This is a genomic window from Aeromonas sobria, assembly GCF_050266975.1.
GTDB lineage: Bacteria > Pseudomonadota > Gammaproteobacteria > Enterobacterales > Aeromonadaceae > Aeromonas > Aeromonas sobria_B.
Genome location: NZ_JBKISU010000010.1, coordinates 56,164 through 73,761, shown reverse-complemented (window position 1 = coordinate 73,761; position 17,598 = coordinate 56,164). Strand labels below are relative to the sequence as shown.

At 65.9% G+C, this 17,598-nt stretch carries 17 protein-coding genes; 7 read left to right on the top strand and 10 right to left on the bottom strand.

Annotated elements, in window-relative coordinates; genetic code table 11:
- Window positions 1–60: 60 nt before the first annotated feature.
- Window positions 61–870: a HAMP domain-containing protein gene (locus tag ACLHZ1_RS07730; protein WP_427261598.1), complete on the bottom strand. Its 810-nt coding sequence runs from the start codon at window positions 868–870 to the stop codon at window positions 61–63.
- Window positions 871–1,001: 131 nt separating this feature from the next.
- Window positions 1,002–2,276, bottom strand: a complete 1,275-nt coding sequence (gene bioA / locus ACLHZ1_RS07725; protein WP_427261597.1) for an adenosylmethionine--8-amino-7-oxononanoate transaminase — start codon at window positions 2,274–2,276, stop codon at window positions 1,002–1,004.
- A gap of 191 nt (window positions 2,277–2,467) precedes the next feature.
- On the opposite strand from bioA, the gene bioB reads away from it, so the two are divergent.
- The 5 genes from bioB to htpX all read left to right on the top strand — a co-directional run bounded on the left by bioB (window position 2,468) and on the right by htpX (window position 7,221).
- Complete coding sequence (gene bioB, locus ACLHZ1_RS07720) at window positions 2,468–3,547, top strand: biotin synthase BioB (RefSeq protein WP_427261596.1); 1,080 nt, start codon at window positions 2,468–2,470, stop codon at window positions 3,545–3,547.
- Complete coding sequence (bioF, locus tag ACLHZ1_RS07715; RefSeq protein ID WP_427261595.1) at window positions 3,544–4,701, top strand: 8-amino-7-oxononanoate synthase; 1,158 nt, start codon at window positions 3,544–3,546, stop codon at window positions 4,699–4,701. The genes bioB and bioF overlap by 4 nt, the downstream gene beginning before the upstream one ends.
- Before the next feature lie 4 nt (window positions 4,702–4,705).
- A complete protein-coding gene (bioC, locus tag ACLHZ1_RS07710; protein ID WP_427261648.1) occupies window positions 4,706–5,518 on the top strand; it encodes a malonyl-ACP O-methyltransferase BioC in 813 nt (270 codons plus the stop codon).
- A 44-nt stretch (window positions 5,519–5,562) separates the two neighbouring features.
- A complete protein-coding gene (gene bioD / locus ACLHZ1_RS07705; RefSeq protein ID WP_427261594.1) occupies window positions 5,563–6,270 on the top strand; it encodes a dethiobiotin synthase in 708 nt (235 codons plus the stop codon).
- A 75-nt stretch (window positions 6,271–6,345) separates the two neighbouring features.
- Window positions 6,346–7,221 carry a protease HtpX gene (gene htpX / locus ACLHZ1_RS07700; protein ID WP_427261593.1) on the top strand — a complete coding sequence of 292 codons (876 nt, stop codon included), beginning with the start codon at window positions 6,346–6,348 and terminating at the stop codon, window positions 7,219–7,221.
- Window positions 7,222–7,299: 78 nt separating this feature from the next.
- On the opposite strand, the gene ACLHZ1_RS07695 is transcribed toward htpX, so the two are convergent.
- The 7 genes from ACLHZ1_RS07695 to ACLHZ1_RS07665 form a co-directional block, all read right to left on the bottom strand.
- Window positions 7,300–9,096 carry an MOSC N-terminal beta barrel domain-containing protein gene (locus tag ACLHZ1_RS07695; protein WP_427261592.1) on the bottom strand — a complete coding sequence of 599 codons (1,797 nt, stop codon included), beginning with the start codon at window positions 9,094–9,096 and terminating at the stop codon, window positions 7,300–7,302.
- Window positions 9,097–9,274: 178 nt separating this feature from the next.
- The gene (locus ACLHZ1_RS07690; RefSeq protein WP_042042935.1) at window positions 9,275–9,493 is read right to left on the bottom strand and encodes a YdcH family protein; all 219 of its coding nucleotides are present in this window, start codon (window positions 9,491–9,493) and stop codon (window positions 9,275–9,277) included.
- A 268-nt stretch (window positions 9,494–9,761) separates the two neighbouring features.
- Window positions 9,762–10,352: a hypothetical protein gene (locus ACLHZ1_RS07685; RefSeq protein ID WP_427261591.1), complete on the bottom strand. Its 591-nt coding sequence runs from the start codon at window positions 10,350–10,352 to the stop codon at window positions 9,762–9,764.
- An 11-nt stretch (window positions 10,353–10,363) separates the two neighbouring features.
- Entirely contained in the window at window positions 10,364–11,710 is a 1,347-nt protein-coding gene (locus ACLHZ1_RS07680; protein WP_408794504.1) for an MATE family efflux transporter, read from the bottom strand.
- 79 nt (window positions 11,711–11,789) lie between these two features.
- The gene (locus tag ACLHZ1_RS07675) at window positions 11,790–13,559 is read right to left on the bottom strand and encodes a SulP family inorganic anion transporter (RefSeq protein ID WP_427261647.1); all 1,770 of its coding nucleotides are present in this window, start codon (window positions 13,557–13,559) and stop codon (window positions 11,790–11,792) included.
- Window positions 13,560–13,658: 99 nt separating this feature from the next.
- Window positions 13,659–14,240, bottom strand: a complete 582-nt coding sequence (locus ACLHZ1_RS07670; RefSeq protein WP_427261590.1) for a nucleotidyltransferase family protein — start codon at window positions 14,238–14,240, stop codon at window positions 13,659–13,661.
- On the bottom strand, window positions 14,230–14,487 hold the full coding sequence (locus ACLHZ1_RS07665; protein WP_427261589.1) for a GNAT family N-acetyltransferase: 258 nt from the start codon (window positions 14,485–14,487) through the stop codon (window positions 14,230–14,232). Before ACLHZ1_RS07665 ends, ACLHZ1_RS07670 begins: the two co-directional genes overlap by 11 nt.
- Window positions 14,488–14,662: 175 nt before the next feature.
- On the opposite strand from ACLHZ1_RS07665, the gene cysM reads away from it, so the two are divergent.
- Window positions 14,663–15,553 carry a cysteine synthase CysM gene (cysM, locus tag ACLHZ1_RS07660; protein ID WP_427261588.1) on the top strand — a complete coding sequence of 297 codons (891 nt, stop codon included), beginning with the start codon at window positions 14,663–14,665 and terminating at the stop codon, window positions 15,551–15,553.
- A 62-nt stretch (window positions 15,554–15,615) separates the two neighbouring features.
- On the opposite strand, the gene ACLHZ1_RS07655 is transcribed toward cysM, so the two are convergent.
- Window positions 15,616–17,022 carry a coniferyl aldehyde dehydrogenase gene (locus ACLHZ1_RS07655; protein ID WP_427261587.1) on the bottom strand — a complete coding sequence of 469 codons (1,407 nt, stop codon included), beginning with the start codon at window positions 17,020–17,022 and terminating at the stop codon, window positions 15,616–15,618.
- Window positions 17,023–17,265: 243 nt separating this feature from the next.
- Here ACLHZ1_RS07655 and ACLHZ1_RS07650 point away from each other — a divergent pair, with 243 nt between their 5' ends.
- The gene (locus ACLHZ1_RS07650; RefSeq protein WP_427261586.1) at window positions 17,266–17,559 is read left to right on the top strand and encodes a hypothetical protein; all 294 of its coding nucleotides are present in this window, start codon (window positions 17,266–17,268) and stop codon (window positions 17,557–17,559) included.
- Window positions 17,560–17,598 lie beyond the last annotated feature (39 nt).

Here is a 17,598-nt window from a genome sequence, read left to right as displayed (position 1 = left end):
CCGGCTCCTGAGGTTTGCCGCCGCGCAGCGTCTGCCACAGCGAATCTGCCTTGAGCTGGGTTATTTCGGCTGGCTGGACTCCGGTGCCTTGTTCCGCCGCTTGCCGAGCTGGCGCTCCACACTGTCGAGCATCTGATTGTAGGCGAGCGCGACCCGGCCAATCTCGTCCCCCTCATCCCCCTCCAGCCGGTGGCCGAAGTCGTGTCTGTCGGTGGCTTCTTCCATGGCGCGGATCAGCCGGTTGAGGGGGCTGACAATCCAGGTGCGGATGACCCAGAGGGTGAGCAGCAGCCCCAGGCCGAAGATGAGGGTGAGGCTCAGGGCCGAGGTGAGGATGTTCTGCTCGACCCGGGTAAAGAGGGCATCGAGGGAGTAGTCAAAGCGCACCGCCCCCAGCACGCTGTTCTCCGGCACCTGGTGACAGCTGGTGCAGTCGGTGCCGCGCAAGTTGCGCTGGGCCAGCAGAGGGCGGGTCACCACCAGCCGGCTGTGCTGACCGTCGTGTACCACTTCCATGCTGCCCTTGCCCGCCAGCGCCAGCGTGTCGAACTCGTCTTTGGGCTGCTCGTTGTCATAGCCCGGGCCGAACTGGCGGTTCACCGCCTCGCCGCGCACGATGCGGGCATCCTCCACGTGGGCGTGGTCGAGAAACTTGTTTCTCAGGGTGTCGCGGGCCGCCATCTTGTTGGTCAGCATCAGCATGTTGAGGCCGTCGAAATAGGCTTCGGTCTGCTCGCGGCTCTGCTCCTTGATGAGGCTCAGGATGAGGTCGCGCTCGCGCACTGCCTGATAGGACGCCGAGAACACCAACACCATGGAGAAGATGAACAGCAGGAAGAAGTTGAATTTGGCGGCAATGGAGAGGCGCATGGGAACTTGTCGGTTGGTCAAACCCGCGCAGTCTACTCTCCTCGGCCGCCATGGTCTGATGGTTCGCTCACATTCTGGGGAAAAAGCCCCAAAAGGCCCCGCAATTCCATGTGAGGCCTATTGGTCGAGGCTCAGCATTCGCCGCAGGCGATGGCCTCATGGATGGCATGGGTCAGCACCCTCAGTTCCTCGGGGCTGATGACAAAGGGGGGCATCAGGTAGATGAGCTTGCCAAAGGGGCGGATCCAGGCTCCAAGCGACACGAACTTGCGCTGGATGCGCGCCACGTCCACCCGCTCCTTCATCTCCACCACACCGATGGCGCCGAGTGCCCGCACGTCCGCCACCGCCGGATGGAGGGTCAGCTGCACCAGCTCGGTGCGCAGCTGATGCTCGATGGCGGTTACCCGTTCCTGCCACGGCGAGGCCAGCAGCAGATCGATGGAGGCGTTGGCCACCGCGCAGGCGAGTGGATTGCCCATGAAGGTGGGGCCGTGCATAAAGACCCCGGCCTTGCCGTCACAGATGGTGCGGGCGACATGTTCGGTAGTCAGGGTGGCCGACAGGGTCAGATAGCCGCCGGTGAGCGCCTTGCCCAGACACAGGATGTCGGGGCTGATCCCCGCCCAGTCGCAGGCAAACAGCTGGCCGGTGCGGCCAAAGCCGGTGGCGATTTCATCTGCTATCAAGAGCAGGCCGAACTCGTCGCACAGGGCGCGCACCCACTGCAGGTAGCGGGGGTGATAGAAGCGCATGCCACCCGCCCCCTGGACGATGGGTTCGAGCACGATGGCGGCGATCTCTTCGTGGCGATCGGCCACCAGGGTCGCCAGCTCCACCACGCAGCTCTCGTCCCACTGGGCGTGGAAGCGGCAGCTGGGGGCGGCCACGAAATGGTGCTCGGGCAGGAAGCCCTGGTAGAGCTCGTGCATGCCGCCGTCCGGGTCGCACACGCTCATGGCGCCGAAGGTGTCGCCGTGATAGCCGCCCCGCAGGGCGACGAATTTGGCGCGAGGCGTGCCCTTGGCGTGCCAGTACTGCTGGGCCATCTTGAGCGCCACCTCCACCGCCACCGAGCCGGAATCCGCCAGAAACACCCGATCCAGCCCCTTTGGGGTGATCTCCACCAGCTTGCGGCACAGCTCGACCGCCGGAGCATGGGTCAGGCCGCCAAACATGACGTGAGACATCTTGCCGAGCTGGGCGCTGGCGGCGGCGTCCAGTTCCGGCACCTGATAGCCGTGGACGCAGGCCCACCAGGAGCTCATGCCATCCACCAGCTCGCGGCCATCGCCGAGGGTGAGGGTCACCCCCCTGGCGCTGGCCACCTCATAGCAGGGCAGGGGATGGGTGAGGGAGGTATAGGGGTGCCAGACGTGGTGCAGGTCGAATTCTTGGTTGGTCATTTTGTGTTCTGTTGTCAATTTGTTTGATCTGGTCGGTGTTGACAGTCTACGCGCGCTCTCTACACTAGCCAACAATTTCAGCCACTTGGCGCCAGGCCTCACCACGAGGAGGAAGGCCCGTGGCGGCTTCTGTGGTCGTTCATCCCGGGATGGCGGCGCAGGATCCCACTTATAACAACCGGAAGCCATGTATGAATGCTCTCACCCTGGGCGGCCACGCCCTTCGTCACGACTGGACCCTCGCCGAGGTTCAGGCCCTGTTTGCCCTGCCATTCAACGATCTGCTGTTCCAGGCCCAGACGGTACACCGCGCCCATTTCGACCCGAACGAGGTGCAGGTGAGCACCCTGCTCTCCATCAAGACCGGCGCCTGCCCGGAGGATTGCAAATATTGCCCCCAGAGCGCTCGCTACCACACCGGGCTCGAAGCCGAGCGGCTGATGGAGGTGGAAAAGGTGCTGGAGCGGGCCCGGGAGGCCAAGGCCAACGGCTCGTCGCGCTTCTGCATGGGGGCCGCCTGGCGCAACCCCAAGGAGAGGGACATGCCCTATATCCTGCGCATGGTCGAGGAGGTGCGCGGGCTGGGGATGGAGACCTGCATGACGCTGGGGATGCTGACCGCGGATCAGGCGGCGCGGCTGGGGGCCGCTGGCCTTGATTACTACAACCACAACCTCGACACCTCGCCGGAATTCTACGGTGACATCATCACCACCCGCACCTATCAGGACAGACTGGATACCCTGGAGCACGTACGCGGCGCCGGCATGAAGGTGTGCTCAGGCGGCATCGTCGGCATGGGGGAGCAGGCCAAGGATAGGGCAGGCCTCTTGATGGCGCTGGCCAACCTGCCGCGCCACCCGGAGAGCGTACCCATCAACATGCTGGTCAAGGTGAAGGGCACTCCCATGGAAAACCAGGAGAATCTGGACCCGTTCGAGTTTATCCGCACCATAGCCGTGGCGCGCATCATGATGCCCAGCTCTCATGTGCGCCTCTCCGCCGGGCGGGAGAAGATGAACGAGCAGATGCAGGCCATGTGCTTTATGGCAGGTGCAAATTCGATTTTTTATGGCTGCAAGCTGCTGACTACCCCCAACCCCGACGAGAACAGCGACATGCAGCTCTTCAAGCGCCTGGGCATCCGTCCCGCCCAGCGGGCCCAGAAGCCGGATCAGGTACAAGAAGAGGAGCTGCTGGCCCGGGTGGCCAGCCAGCCGGTGGCTGGCGATCTCTTCCATGATGCCAGCCAGCCCAAGGCCGGACGATGAGCTCCCCCTTCGCCCTGGGGGAGGCCCTGGCCGGGCGCGAGCAGGCGGCCCTGCTGCGCCGCCGCACCGCCACCGATGGCCCCACTGGCGCCAGGCTGGTGGTCGATGGCCGCGACTACCTCAACTTCTCCGGCAATGACTACCTGGGGCTGGCCGAGCATCCCGCCATCAAGGCCGCCTTCAAAGCGGGGATCGACCGCCATGGTGCGGGCGCCGGCGCCTCGCCCCTGGTGACAGGTTACAGCCGTGCCCACCAGCAGCTGGAAGAGACGCTGGCCGACTGGTTGGGGCTGGAGGCTGTGTTGCTGTTCAACTGCGGTTTCTGTGCCAATCAGGCGGTGCTCAAGGCCCTGCTCGGCAAGGAGCATCTGCTGTGGCAAGACAGACTCAACCACGCCTCCTTGCAGGAGATGGGGAGCCAGCTGCCCTGCACCATGAAGCGCTTCGGCCATAACGACATGGCCCAGCTCGCCGCCCAGCTCGAACCCGGCCGGGGCCTCATCGTCTCGGAGGGGGTGTTCAGCATGGACGGGGATCAGGGCCCCTGGCGCGAGCTGGGCCAACTGGCCGCCCAAAGCGGCAACTGGCTGATGATCGACGACGCCCATGGCCTCGGCGTGCTCGGCGCCGAGGGGCGCGGCAGTCTGGCGGCGCAAGGGGTGGATCCTGCCAGGGTGCATATCCAGATGGGCACCTTTGGCAAGGCGCTTGGGGTCGCCGGCGCCTTCGTCGGCGGCAGCCGCGAGCTGGTGGAGTATCTGGTCAACTTCGCCCGCCCCTATGTCTACAGCACCCATATGCCCGCCGCCCAGGCTTGTGCGGTCAGCAAGAGCATCGAACTGGTGCGTGGCGCCGATGATGCCCGCGCTCATCTTGGCCAGCTCGTCGCCCGTTTTCGCCAGGGGGCCCGCCAACTCGGCTGGCGCCTCGGGGAGAGCGATACCCCGATCCAGCCGCTGCTGGTGGGGGAGAGCGAGGCCGCCCTGGGGCTCTCGGCCCGGCTGCGGGAACAGGGACTCTGGGTGAGCGCCATTCGCCCCCCTACCGTGCCCCAGGGCAAGGCGCGGCTGCGCATCACCCTCTGCGCCAGTCACCAGGCCCAGGACATAGACCGCCTGCTGGAGGCGCTCGGTGAGGCCGGATCCCGTGACTGAATCGATGCGCGCCGCCTTGTCGGGGGGCGCTGAAGGGCAAGTCTTTCAGCGGGTCGACAAACAGGCCCTGGCCCGACGCTTCGGCGCCGCCGCCGCCGGCTATGATGCCCACGCCCGCTTCCAGCAGGAGGTGGGCCAGGCGCTGCTGACCCAGCTGCCCCAAGGGCAGTGGGGGGACGCCCTGGATCTGGGTTGCGGCACCGGCTTCTTCCTGCCCGCGCTGGCCAAGCGCTGCCAGCGCCTGCACGGGCTGGATCTTGCCCCCGGCATGCTGGCCCAGGCGGCGAGGCGGGGCAGCGGTGCCCGCCTGCTGTGTGGCGATGCCGAGGCCCTGCCCCTGGCCGATGCCAGCCTGGATCTGGTCTTCTCCAGCCTGGCCCTGCAGTGGTGCGAATGCCCGCAGCAGGCCTTTGCCGAATTGCACCGGGTGCTGAGGCCAGGGGGGCGGGTCCTCTTCTCCACCCTGCTGGACGGCTCGCTCTGGCAACTGGCCCAGGCCTGGCAGGCGGTGGATGGCCAACCCCACGTCAATCGCTTCCTCGGGGAAGCCCGGCTCAGGGAGGCCCTTGAAAAATCAGGCTTTGAGACCCCAGTTATCGAGGTGCGCCCCTGGCACCTGGGGTATGGCCAGCTGGCCGAACTGCTGCGCGACCTCAAGGGGATAGGGGCGAGCCAGGTCAACGAAGGGGGGCAGGGGGGCCTGGGGGGCCGGGCCCGGCTGGTGCGCCTCACCCAGGCCTATGAGGGCTTTCGCCGTGGCGATGGCCTGCTCGAGGCGAGCTACCACGTGGCCCTGGTGCAGCTGCAGCGGGTCTGAGCCCGGCGCTGACAGGGCGAACAATCATCCGACGAGGAGCTGAGATGGCGACTTTCTTTATTACGGGCACGGACACGGATGTGGGCAAGACGCTGGTCACCCGCGCCCTGTTGCAGGGCTTGAGTGCCGAGGGGCTGGCGTGCGCCGGCTACAAACCGGTGTCGGCGGGCTGTGAGCCGACCCCCGAGGGGCTGCGCAACCGCGATGCCCTGTTGTTGCAGCAAGCCGCCAGCGTCGCGCTGCCCTATGAGTGGGTCAACCCCTTCGCCTATGCCCCCCCCATCGCCCCCCACATAGCGGCGGCCCAGGCGGGGCAACCCATCGAGGAGGAGGGGATCACGGCCGGTCTGCGCCGCCTCGAGGGCAGTGGCGCCGACTGGGTGCTGGTGGAGGGGGCGGGGGGCTGGCACCTGCCCCTCAACGAGCACAGGCTGCTCTCGGACTGGGTGGCGCAGCAGCGCCTGCCGGTGGTGCTGGTGGTGGGGGCCAAGCTGGGTTGTCTCAACCATGCCCTGCTCACCCTGGCCGCCATCGAGCAGGCGGGCTTGTCCCTGGCGGGCTGGGTGATGAACCGGCTGCCCTGCGGCATGAGTTGCTACGAGGAGAACCTGGCGACCCTGCGCCAGCGTCTGCCCGCTCCCCTGCTGGGGGAAATCCCGACCCTGAGTGACCCAGACAGCGCTAACTTACGGGAATATATCGATATTTCACCGTTGCGCAGGGGCGGGCATTCAGGGAGCATTCATAGATAACCGCTACTATGTGTGGCAGGTGGGCGTGGGTCGGTTGACCGGCGCGCGCCCCTTTCATTCTCACAAGGAGTCTATATGAAGCGAATCATGCTATTCCTGGTGACCAACCTGGCCGTCATGCTGGTGCTGGGGGTGGTACTCAATATCCTGTTCTCGGTGCTTGGCATCAACAAGTCCAGTATCTCTGGCTTGCTGATCTTCTGTGCCGTGTTCGGTTTTGGGGGCTCCTTTATCTCCTTGCTGATGTCCAAATGGATGGCCAAACGCAGCTATGGTGTCCAGGTCATCGAGCAGCCCCGCAACGAGACCGAGCACTGGCTGGTCAGTACCGTTGCCCGTCAGGCTCGCGAGGCCGGGATCAAGATGCCGGAAGTGGGCATCTATGAGTCCTCCGATATGAATGCCTTCGCCACCGGTGCCCGCCGCGACGGCTCCCTCGTCGCCGTGTCGTCCGGCCTGCTCTACAGCATGAGCCGGGACGAGGCCGAGGCCGTGCTGGCCCACGAGGTGAGCCACGTGGCCAACGGCGACATGGTGACCCTGACCCTGATCCAGGGGGTGGTGAACACCTTCGTGATGTTCTTCGCCCGCATCGTGGCCGGGGTCATCAGCAATGTCTTCAGCTCAAGCAGCGACGAGGAGAGCAGCAGCTCGGGTGGTTTTGCCTACATGATCACCGTGTTCGTGCTGGAGATGATCTTCGGGGTGCTTGCCTCCATCATCGTCATGTGGTTCAGCCGTCAGCGCGAGTTTCGCGCCGATGCGGGTGCCGCCAAGCTGGCGGGCCGCGACAAGATGATAGCGGCGCTGCAGCGCCTCTCCCGCGGTGCCGAGCCGCAGATGGAAGGGGCCATGATGGCCTTTGGCATCAACGGCAAGCGCTCGGTGAGCGAGTTGTTCATGAGCCACCCGCCCATCGAACAGCGCATCCAGGCCCTGCGTCAGGGCTGATGGGAAACCATGGAAAACGGCTGCCTCGGCAGCCGTTTTTTTTGTCTCTGTGCCGAGGTAAACCCGGGTTGTCCCTGCTCAGGCTATCTCTATGTCGGTCAGGGGCACGGCGCAGCAGGTGAGGATCTTGCCCTGGGCCCGCTCGGCCTCGCTGAGGGCGGGGGCATCGGGCTGGCTCACTTCCCCCGCGCGCAGGGTCTGCTTGCAGCTGCCGCAGATCCCGGCGCGGCAGCTCCAGGGCAGCTCCACCCCCTGCTTGCTGGCCTGATCGAGGATGGTGCCCTGGTTGTTGCCGGCGAAGCGCTTGCCCGCGATGCTCAGGGTCAGGGCCTGGTGGGGCCGGTCGGTGATGAGGGGGGCACCGCCAAAACTCTCCTGGCGGATCCGGCTCACCCCGGCCGCGCCGAGCAGGGCGATGGCCGAGACCATGAACCCCTGGGGACCGCAGAGGAAGACCTCCCGCTCGCCAAGGCCGCCGACACGCTCGAGGTGATCCCTGCCGAGCCGGCCGCGCAGCCCCTGCCAGCTCTCGTCGGCCTGGCTCAGGATAAGGGTCAGCTGCATGCCTTGCCGGGTCAGGGCGTGGAGTTCCTCGGGGGCGGGGATGTCGACCTGGCTGCGGCACTGGTGCATGAAGTGAACCTCGCCAAGCTCGCCGCGCAGGGCCAGGGTGCGGGCGATGGCGAGCATGGGGGTGATGCCGGAGCCTGCCGAGAGCAGCAGCAGGCGGCGCTCGCGGCCAAGCTGGAACTCGCCGGCGGGGTCGGCCGCCAGCACCCTGTCCCCCACCTTGAGGTGGCGGTGCAGCCAGGAGGAGAGACGGCCATCGGCCTGACGCTTGACCGCGATGGCGTAGCGGCCTGGCTCATCCGGGCTGGAGCAGAGGGTATAACGGCGCTGCACTCGCTCGCCCTTGCTGTCCACGAAGAGGGGCAGGTGCTGGCCCGGCTGATAGTCGGGCAGGGGCTCGCCATCCTCGGCCTCGAACCAGAAGGTCTCCAGATCCCGGGCCAGGGGCTGGCGGGCGACGCACACCAGCGCCCGCTTCTTCGGGGCGCCGTTGCCATAGACGAGGGGACGCACCCGCTCCAGCACCTCTATCTCGCTGCCCGCCTCGATCCACCCCTCGTTCAGGGCCACCAGATTCTGGCCGAAGTAGACATCGCCATCCTCGCCGCGCCGGTAGCGAGCCAGGGTGGCGAGCGGCTCCTTGAGGGCATTGAAGCGGCTGGTGCCGGGCTCCACCGTGGTCATGATGCAGCGACTGCACGGCTTGGCCACCAGGAACTCCACCTCGCCGATACGGATCCGCTTCCAGCCGTCCTCCTCGAAGGGGCGGGTGCCGCTTGCCACCAGGTTGGTGCGAAACTGGCTCATCTGGTGCAGGGCGTCGGATCTCAGGTTGAGATCCTCCAGCGAACCCTGGCCGATGAGCAGCAGAGGGTAGCCGTCGGCAAAGCTGACCCGGGTGCCAGTCTTTTCCCGAAAGCGATCAGAGGTTTCGCCGAGCCAGAGCAGGTGAATCGGCTCACCCGCCACCCGGCTCAGCCACAGATCGGCCTGCTCATGGGTGCGCAGGGCGGTAAAGCTGTCACGCCAGACGCCCGTGCTCTGGGGGGCCAGGCTGAAATCCTGCGGCTGCAGGGTGAGCATCTCCTGGCCCGGGTAACGCAGTTGCAGGCCACCCTCCACCGGGGTGGCCACCACCTGCTGCAACTGGGGATGGGTGCGTGCTGTGATGAAGGTGCCGTCCGGCTTGACCACCATGTAGCGTCTGTCGCCGTCCAATCCCTCCTCGCCGACCCGGGCCCGGGGCAGCACCATGCCTGCGGTGGATTTGATGGGATAGAGGTGAATGCTGTCCAGACGGGGCATGGGGCTCTCCTTGAGCGTGGCGATGGCGAGGGCACACGATAGCGGTTTGGCCTGCAAAGCTCAATCGAGTCGAGGTCAACCTGACCGGCTGGGGGAGAGACGAAAGACCCGGCCTATGGGCCGGGTCGAGCGGATAAATTGCTTATCCGTGCGTTAACGCAATCAATGTTCTGGGCAATCAATGAGACTGATGTTGTTTGAGGATGTCGTATATCTCCTCTTTGAGTTTAAGTTTCTGTTTTTTCAGATCTCTCAACTCAGGACTGAAGTCGCTGGCATGATGCTTTTCCAGTTTTCTGATGGTCCCGTCCAGCTCGTTGTGTAAGGCAAACTTCTCATGGAAATGGTCATCACTGCTCTTCAGTTGCGAGATGAGGTCTCTGTACTCTGGGAACATGTAATGTCGCCTCCTTGTTGCGCTTGGGTGTGCCGACACCTCTCAAGCTACACCCTGGGACGCGGGATAGATGTGATCGGGATCCCACTTATCGCCCCAAATCGCCGCGTCGTCATGATGCTGTCATAAGTGGCTGAATTGACGTGGTCTTTATGCCGTGGTGCGGGGCGTCTGGCGTGAGATGCGACGAGCGTCACAACAGGAGGGGCGGGTGCGAAAAGCAGAAGGGGCCCGAAGGCCCCTTCCCATGGCAGGCGCGAGGCCCGGCTCACTTCTTCTTCGTGACCTTCTCGGGCAGGGGCTTGCCGCCTCTGGCAATCACCTTGCCCGCCTCGAAACCGATCTGGGCCGCCAGCTCCTCCAGATCCCCCGCCTTGGCCTCGTTGCCGATGGCATAGCGGTAGTTGGTGATGGAGAGCTTCTCGGCCACCGGGGTGCCGGGGACGATGGGCTCGCGCCAGCCTTGGCCGATATGAGCGACGAGGGTGCCATCCATGATGAGCTCGCCGACGATCTCCTGGGTGGGGATGCCCTTGCCGTAGGTCAGCCCCTGGGGGTGCTTCTTGCCGACCAGGGGTTCGCTGCTGGCGGGCATCAGCCTGGTGCGGATCAGCCACTTGGGATCCTGGGTCTTGCCCAGGGCCTTGCCGGTCTGGTACTCGTTGACCTTGATGGTCTTGATCATCTGGGCCATGAATTGCTTGGTCAGGGCCTTCTGCGCCTCGCTGGTCTCGTCGATGACGATGGGGGCCACGTACCAGGTCTGGGGAGCCTGCGCCTTGGGGGCTGCCGGGGCGGTTTGTGCCAGTGCCAGGGGGCTGAGCAGGAGGGCCGCCAGCAAGAGTCCGATTTTCTTCATTGTGATTCCGCTTATGTTTCGACAAGAATTTTGTGTTGCCAGCGACGACTGCGCCAGCGCCAGAACATGGCCAGGCCGCGGACCCACTCGTCGCAGGCCAGCGCCAGCCAGATGCCGACCAGTCCATAGCCTTGCATGATACCAAGGTAATAGGAAAGGGGAACGGCGATGCCCCACATGGACAGGAGCGCCATGTAGAGCGGGAAACGGGCATCCCCGGTGGCGCGCAGGGCGTTGATCACCACCAGGTTGAAGGTGCGGCCGGGCTCGAGAATGAGGCTGATCAGAAACAGCTGGGCCACCATGTCGATGATGTCGCCATCCGTGGTGAACAGGCTGATGATCTGCCGGCCGTTGATGGCCACGGCCACCGCGATCAGGGCGGTGACGATGAGGCCGAGTTTCAGGCTGCGCAGCAGCTGGGCATAGGCCTGATCGAAACGGCGCGCCCCCGCCAGGTGGCCGATGATGATCTCGTTGCCAAGGCCGATGGAGAGGCCGAACAGCAGGATGAACAGGCAGATCTGGAAGAAGTAGCTCTGGGTCGCCAGCGCCTTGTCGCCCAGCAGGCCGACAAAGGCGGTCACCACCATGAATTGCAGCATCCAGGAGAGGTTCTCCCCCGCCGCCGGCAATCCGATGTGCAGCACCTTGCCCAGCATCGGCTTGCTGGGACGGACAATCTCCGGCAGGCGCAGCCGTATGCCGGTCTTGCGGGCCACCAGCCACACCAGCAGCACCACGCCGACGACCCGGCCCGCCACCGTGCTGATGGCGACCCCGGCCACCCCGAGCTGGGGCAGGCCGAACCAGCCGTAGAGCAGCAGCAGGTTGCCGGCGAAGGTGATGAGGTTGACGATGAGGGTCACGTACATGGCCTGACGGGTGTGGCCATGGGCCCGCAGGGTGGCGGCCAGACAGAGCGCCGCCGCCTCCGGCAGCAGGCACAGGCCGATGATCTGCAGGTAGAGCCTGGCGTCCCCCATCAGGTGATCGGGCAGGTTCATCAGCCCCAGCATGGTGCCGGCCCCGGCCATGACCCCGACCGCGGCCACCAGTCCCACCAGCAGGTTGAAGCCGATGGCGGTGTGGATGACCACGCGGGCCTTCTCCCTATCGCCGGCCCCCAGGTACTGGGTGATCACCACGCTGGTGCCGATGCTGACGAAGCTGAACAAGGTGATGGCGAGATCGAACACCTGGTTGCCCACCGCGAGCGCCGCCACCCCCTGATAGGAGACGTGGCCCACCATGAAGGTGTTGAGGGCCCCGGTCAGAAAGTGCAGGGCCAGATCGATAAACAGCGGCCAGGTCAGGGAGAAGAGGGAACCTGGCCCCGCTTGGGCTTGAGTGTGCATGAGTGACATGTCCAGCAACGGCAGAGGGAGGCGGCCCTGGGGTCGCCGCAGGAGTGGCATTTAACACCAAGCGCCCCCTTCACGCAATCGCGCCGCTGGCCTCCTGCTCGCTCTCGCTGGGCGCCATGGCTTGCGGCTCGGGCGCCTCGTCCTTGAACAGGGGCTCCCGGTAGCAGCGGGTCATGCGCAGGGCCTGGTACATGTCGGGGCAGAGGATGATGCCCTCGTCACCCACCCGGATCCCGGCCTGGCGGAACCAGTGGCTGAGCTGGCCGTGGCGCCCCGCCATCACCATGTGGATGCCCCGTCGGCGCAGCTCCCGGTGCAGCTCGCCCACCATGCTCATCACGCTGATGTCCTGATGGGTGAAGCAGGCGACCGCGTCCACCACCAGGCACTTGGGACTGTGGGGATCTTGCACCAGCAGCGCCAATACCCGCCGCTTGAAATAGGGGGCGTTGAAGTAGGTGAGCGGCGAGTTGAAGCGATAGACCAGGATCCCCGGGATCGCCTTGGCCTGCTCGTTGTCCCCGAGGGTGCGCACCACCCCGTCCCCGTCCATGCCGAGCAGCTGATCGGTGGGGCGCATCACGTTGCGCAGGAACTGGAACAGACCCAGCAAGACGGCGAGGGTGATGCCGGGGATCACCCCCATGGCCAGCACGCTGACGAAGGTGATGAGGGCGAGCCAGAAGGCGGCGCGATCGGAGTCTTTCAGCCCCCACAAGCCCTTGAGGTCGAGCAGGGAGAAGGAGGCCATCACCAGCACCACCCCGAGGGCGGCGGTGGGGATGAACTGCAGCGGCGCCGTCAGGTAGAAGGCGATGAAGCCGATGATGACGGCGGCGATGATGGAGACCAACTGGCTCTTGCCGCCGTTGGCATCGTTGACCGCGGTGCGCGAATCGGCGCCGCTGATGGCGAACCCCTGGGAGACAGCCGAGGCCAGGTTGGCCATGCCGAGGGCCCGGAACTCGTTGTCGGCATCGATCTCGTAGCCATTCTTGGCGGCGAAGCTGCGGGCGGTGAGCATCATGGAGACGAAGCTCACCATGGCCAGGTTCAAGGCGGGCAATACCAGCTCGCGCAGCAGGCCGGGGGGAAATTCCGGCACCTGGAAGGCGGGCAGGCCGGAGCCGATGGTCCCCAGGGTCGCTATCTCGAACCGGTCCAGGCCAAAGATCCAGACCAGGGCGGCGGTGAGCACCATGGCCACCATGGAGGAGGGCCAGCCCGGCCGGTAGCGCCGGCTCAGCAGCAGGACCAGCAGGGTGAACAGGCTCATGGCCAGTGTGGGCAGATGGGTCTGGGCCAGGTAGTTGCTGCCGCTGAGCACCCGCTCGATGAGGTAACGCTCGTCGAAGGTGAAGCCGAGGATCTTGGAGAGCTGGCCCACCATGATGGTGATGGCCACCCCGTTGAGCAGCCCCATCAGGATGGGGCGGGAGAGGAAGTCGGCAAACACCCCCAGCTTGAAGCGGCTGGCGATGAGGCACCATAAGCCGGTCATGGCGGTCATGGTCATTACCAGCTGCCAGTGGCGCGTGGCATCCCCCGCGGCGAGCGGCGTCACCACGGCGGCGATGACGGCGCAGGTGGCGGCGTCGGGGCCGACGATGAGCTGGCGCGAGGTGCCAAACAGGGCATAGACCATCATGGGCAGTATGCAGGAGTAGAGGCCGACGATGGCGCCGACCCCGGTCAGCTCGGCGTAGGCGATGGCGACCGGCAGGGCGACCGCCGCCACCGACAGCCCGGCCCGCACATCGGGCATCAGCCAGGCCCGCTGATAGTGCAACAGGGCCGCCAAACCGGGCAGCCAGCGCTCGAGGGAGAAGAAATCGCGCATCATGAAACTCGTATTATGAAAGCCACTTTATATCAGTCACTTTAGTTAAGTTGTTGTGCCATAGCGGCTTTTTATCGTTCTGCCGAGGCGCTGCCAGGGCTAGATGGCAGGATCCGGGATGCGCAATAGCGGCCAGATCTGGCGCCACCCCTTGCTCGCCACCCGCTCATGGAACACCGCCCTGGGTTGGCGGCAGCGGTCATTGGGCTGAACGGCGAGGGACCAGCCGGGAGCGAAGCCAAACGGCGCCAGCCACTGCAGGCTGTCATCGGGCAGCAGGCGCACTCCGATGCAGGTGGGCAGCTCGACCCAGTGGCTCAGGGCCTGCTCGCTGCTGGTGAAGGGGGCCACCCCCTGGCGCAGGTGCATCCTGGCCTGGTTGCGCACCTGCCAGGGGCCGCTCAGGCGAGCCGCCAGCCAGGCCTCGTGCCGCGCCTCCCCGGCGCCGGTCTCGTCGGCGGGATCCAGATAGATGAGGTCCAGATCGTTGAGGGGGGTCGGTTCGGTGCAGCCGTGCAGGTGATCCCAGATGAGGTTGCGCACGAAACCGGCACCCAGGGCCCAGTCCGGCAGCGCCAGCGTCCGGGCCAGCCTCAGGCAGGCCATGCGATAGGGATCCTGTTGCAGCAGCGCCTGGGTCTGGCGCGCCAAGCTGGCTTCGAGGACGGGATCAACCGTCATGGCGGCGCAACCAGGTCTCGATATAGCTGCAACTGGGGATGATCGTCAGGCCCCGGGCCTGGGTCCAGTCGAAGAAGGCCCGGGCCAGCTTGTCCGCCAAGCCCTGGCCGCGCAGCTCTCCGGGGACGAAGGTGCTGTAGGCATCGACCTGATGCTGGTCGAGTATCCGGTAGCGCAGGTGTGCCTGGTGGCCGTCGACCACACAGAGGAAGGCCTGCTGCTGGGGATCATGAATGATGTCTGTCATGGCAACTCCTGTTCGCTCAATGGGCCGTCGGGCCCCGTGCCCCTTTGCCGGTGGTCATGGCTCGCTTACACTGGCCATCCCGTGACGGGGAGGGCCGAGGGCCGTCTCTTTGATTCCCGTCATGATGCCACGTTAGCCGCGCCAACTCATCCGCGCATTTGCACAGGAAGCCAAGATGGCCTTTGCCACCCTAGACGATCTGATAGGCAACACCCCGCTGGTACGCCTCAAGCGCCTCAATCCCAACCCCGCCGTGACCCTGCTGGTCAAGCTGGAGGGCAACAACCCGGCAGGTTCGGTCAAGGACAGGCCGGCCCTGAACCTCATCAAGCAGGCCGAGGCGAGCGGTCAGCTCGCCCCCGGGGCCCGCCTCATCGAGGCGACCTCGGGCAATACCGGCATCGCGCTCGCCATGGTGGCGGCCAGCCGGGGATACCGGATGCGGCTCATCATGCCGAGCAACATGAGCCAGGAGCGGCGCGCGGCCATGCAGGCCTATGGGGCCGAGCTGGTACTGGTGGACGATGGCATGGAGGGGGCGCGGGATCTGGCCCAGGCCATGGCCGCCAATGGCGAGGGGCTGGTGCTGGATCAGTTCAACAACCCGGCCAACCCGGATGCCCACTACCAGAGCACTGGCCCCGAGATCTGGCGCCAGAGCGAGGGGGCGGTCACTCACTTCGTCTCGGCCATGGGCACCACGGGCACCATCATGGGGGTCTCCCGCTACCTCAAGGAGCAGAACCCGGCGGTGCAGGTGATCGGCCTGCAACCGGCCGAGGGGAGCCAGATCCCCGGCATTCGCCGCTGGCCCGCCGCCTACCTGCCCGCCATCTTCGAGCCTGCGCGGGTCGATCGGGTGCTGGACATCGATCAGGAGGCGGCGCTTGCCACCATGCGCCGCCTGGCCCGGGAAGAGGGGATCTGCTGCGGGGTCAGCTCGGGGGGGGCGGTCGCCGGCGCCCTGCGGGTGGCGGCCGAGCTGGAGCGGGGCCTGGTGGTGGCCATCATCTGCGATCGCGGGGATCGCTACCTCTCCACCGGGGTGTTCGATGCACCTATCTGAACTTTGCCTGGCATAAATCAATGAACAGCAGGGGCCATGGGCCCCTGCTGTTCATTGAGCGCTTAGCGGACCAACCAGCCCAGCAGCAGCTTCTTGTACCAGCGATCATAGGGCGGCTGGAGCAGGGCGGCCGGGCTCCACTTGCCCCGGCGCAGCACCGTCTTGGCCTTGGAGAAGGTGAGAAAGCCCTCCCGGCCGTGGTAGTGACCCATGCCGGAGGGGCCTATGCCGCCGAAGGGGGCGTCGTCGGCCGCCGCCTGGAGCAGGGTCTCGTTGATGGCGACGCCCCCCGAGTGGGTCTCCCTGATCACCCTGGCCTGCAGGGCGGGATCCTGGCTCATCAGGTAGAGGGCCAGGGGTCTCGGACGCTGCTGCAAGTAGGCGATGGCCTCATCCAGGCTGTCGTAGGGCACCAGGGGCAGCAAGGGGCCGAAGATCTCCTCCTGCATCAGTTGGCAGTGGGCAGGCAGCTCGGTCAGCAGATGGGGCAGCAGGCGATGGCCCTCATCGTCCCGGGCCGGGCTGGCGCAGGGGTGGGCCTGGGCACCGGCCGCCACCGCCTCCTCCAGCCAGTCGATGAGGCGCCGGTATTGACGCCCATTGATGATGGCGGCGTAGTCATCGCTCGCCAACCCCCCGGGATAGAGGCGCTGGAAACGGGCGCGGTAGAGATCGATGAAGGCGCTCTCCTGGCCCCTGGGCAGCAGCACATAGTCGGGGGCGACGCAGATCTGGCCTGCGTTCAGGCTCTTGCCAAACAAGATGCGCTCGACCGCCAGCGCCATCGGCATGTCGGGGCCGATGAGGCAGGGGGACTTGCCCCCCAGCTCCAGGGTGAGGGGGGTGAGCTGGCGGGCGGCATTGGCCATCACCTGTTTGCCGATGGCGGTGGAGCCGGTGAACAGCAGATGATCGAAGGGCAGGGCGCAGAAGGCGGCCGCCTCCTTGGCCTCCCCCTCGCAGACTTGCACCTCGTCATCGGCAAAGGCCTCGGCCAGCAGCCGGGTGAGCACCCGATTGGTGGCGGGAGTGAACTCGGAGAGCTTGATCATGGCCCGGTTGCCGGCGGCGATGACCCCGATGAGGGGGCCAAGACTCAGCATCACCGGGAAGTTCCAGGGCACCACTATGCCCACCACCCCCAGGGGTTGATAGACCACCTCGAGCCGGGCCGGTTGCAGCAGCAGACCCGGCTGGCGCCGACTGGTCGTGAGCCAGCCCTTGAGGTGCCTGCGGGTGTGCTTGAGCTGCTGGAGGCAGGGCAGTATGTCGGCGATCAGGCTGTCGGCCCGGCTGCGCTGGCCATAGTCGCGGGCGAGGGCCTCGCAGAGCGGCTCCCTGTGGACGAGCAGGGCCCGCTGCAGGCGCGCGAGCCGCGCCTGTCGCTCTGCCAGGGAGGGGGCGGGGGCGGCCAGATAGGCGGCCTTGAGGCGATCCAGCCGGGTGGCGAGGTGCATGACCTGTTCCATGGGGGCTCCTGGGAGAGGGAAGAGCTAAGACGTTAGCCTGCCGGTGCGCCCCCTGTAAAGCCGTGGCGCCCTGATGGCGCTCGGAGGCTCCGCGCCGCCGACTCTTCCCCGGCAACAGCGGCATGGGCTCTGGCCTCTGCCCGGGACGGCGTGGCTGACGGCGATCCAGGGAGGCAATAGTGCTGGCCTTTGCTAGCCATTAAGGGGTAGTTTGTGGTTATCACATCAATGGGAGAGAGTGTCATGACAGCGGAATTGGATAGCCTGCTGGCCAGGGTCGATGACGTGGTGGATCGCATGCCGGCGAGTTTCAACACCTACGAGTTTGTCCAGAAGCTGGCACTGCATCATCAGGGGGACTATTTTGCGGCGGGGCACTCCCTGGGGAGTCAGTCCCAGCCTGTGCTCAAGCTGCTCCATGGCCGGGTAGGGGCGGCCCTGGCGGGCAGCGATCGCCTGATCGAGGGGGCCCATCTGCCCTGCCTCACCCCCTGGGGGGAGGCGGCGAGCTCGCCGCGCTGGCACCGCAAGGTGTGATCCCGTTTGACCACAAGGCCCCATCGGGGCCTTGTTTGC

Coding starts and splice junctions, on each gene's coding strand:
- ACLHZ1_RS07730 (WP_427261598.1), bottom strand. CDS start 870: ATGCGCCTCTCCATTGCCGCCAAATTCAACTTCTTCCTGCTGTTCATC.
- bioA (WP_427261597.1), bottom strand. CDS start 2,276: ATGACCAACCAAGAATTCGACCTGCACCACGTCTGGCACCCCTATACC.
- bioB (WP_427261596.1), top strand. CDS start 2,468: ATGAATGCTCTCACCCTGGGCGGCCACGCCCTTCGTCACGACTGGACC.
- bioF (WP_427261595.1), top strand. CDS start 3,544: ATGAGCTCCCCCTTCGCCCTGGGGGAGGCCCTGGCCGGGCGCGAGCAG.
- bioC (WP_427261648.1), top strand. CDS start 4,706: ATGCGCGCCGCCTTGTCGGGGGGCGCTGAAGGGCAAGTCTTTCAGCGG.
- bioD (WP_427261594.1), top strand. CDS start 5,563: ATGGCGACTTTCTTTATTACGGGCACGGACACGGATGTGGGCAAGACG.
- htpX (WP_427261593.1), top strand. CDS start 6,346: ATGAAGCGAATCATGCTATTCCTGGTGACCAACCTGGCCGTCATGCTG.
- ACLHZ1_RS07695 (WP_427261592.1), bottom strand. CDS start 9,096: ATGCCCCGTCTGGACAGCATTCACCTCTATCCCATCAAATCCACCGCA.
- ACLHZ1_RS07690 (WP_042042935.1), bottom strand. CDS start 9,493: ATGTTCCCAGAGTACAGAGACCTCATCTCGCAACTGAAGAGCAGTGAT.
- ACLHZ1_RS07685 (WP_427261591.1), bottom strand. CDS start 10,352: ATGAAGAAAATCGGACTCTTGCTGGCGGCCCTCCTGCTCAGCCCCCTG.
- ACLHZ1_RS07680 (WP_408794504.1), bottom strand. CDS start 11,710: ATGCACACTCAAGCCCAAGCGGGGCCAGGTTCCCTCTTCTCCCTGACC.
- ACLHZ1_RS07675 (WP_427261647.1), bottom strand. CDS start 13,559: ATGCGCGATTTCTTCTCCCTCGAGCGCTGGCTGCCCGGTTTGGCGGCC.
- ACLHZ1_RS07670 (WP_427261590.1), bottom strand. CDS start 14,240: ATGACGGTTGATCCCGTCCTCGAAGCCAGCTTGGCGCGCCAGACCCAG.
- ACLHZ1_RS07665 (WP_427261589.1), bottom strand. CDS start 14,487: ATGACAGACATCATTCATGATCCCCAGCAGCAGGCCTTCCTCTGTGTG.
- cysM (WP_427261588.1), top strand. CDS start 14,663: ATGGCCTTTGCCACCCTAGACGATCTGATAGGCAACACCCCGCTGGTA.
- ACLHZ1_RS07655 (WP_427261587.1), bottom strand. CDS start 17,022: ATGGAACAGGTCATGCACCTCGCCACCCGGCTGGATCGCCTCAAGGCC.
- ACLHZ1_RS07650 (WP_427261586.1), top strand. CDS start 17,266: ATGACAGCGGAATTGGATAGCCTGCTGGCCAGGGTCGATGACGTGGTG.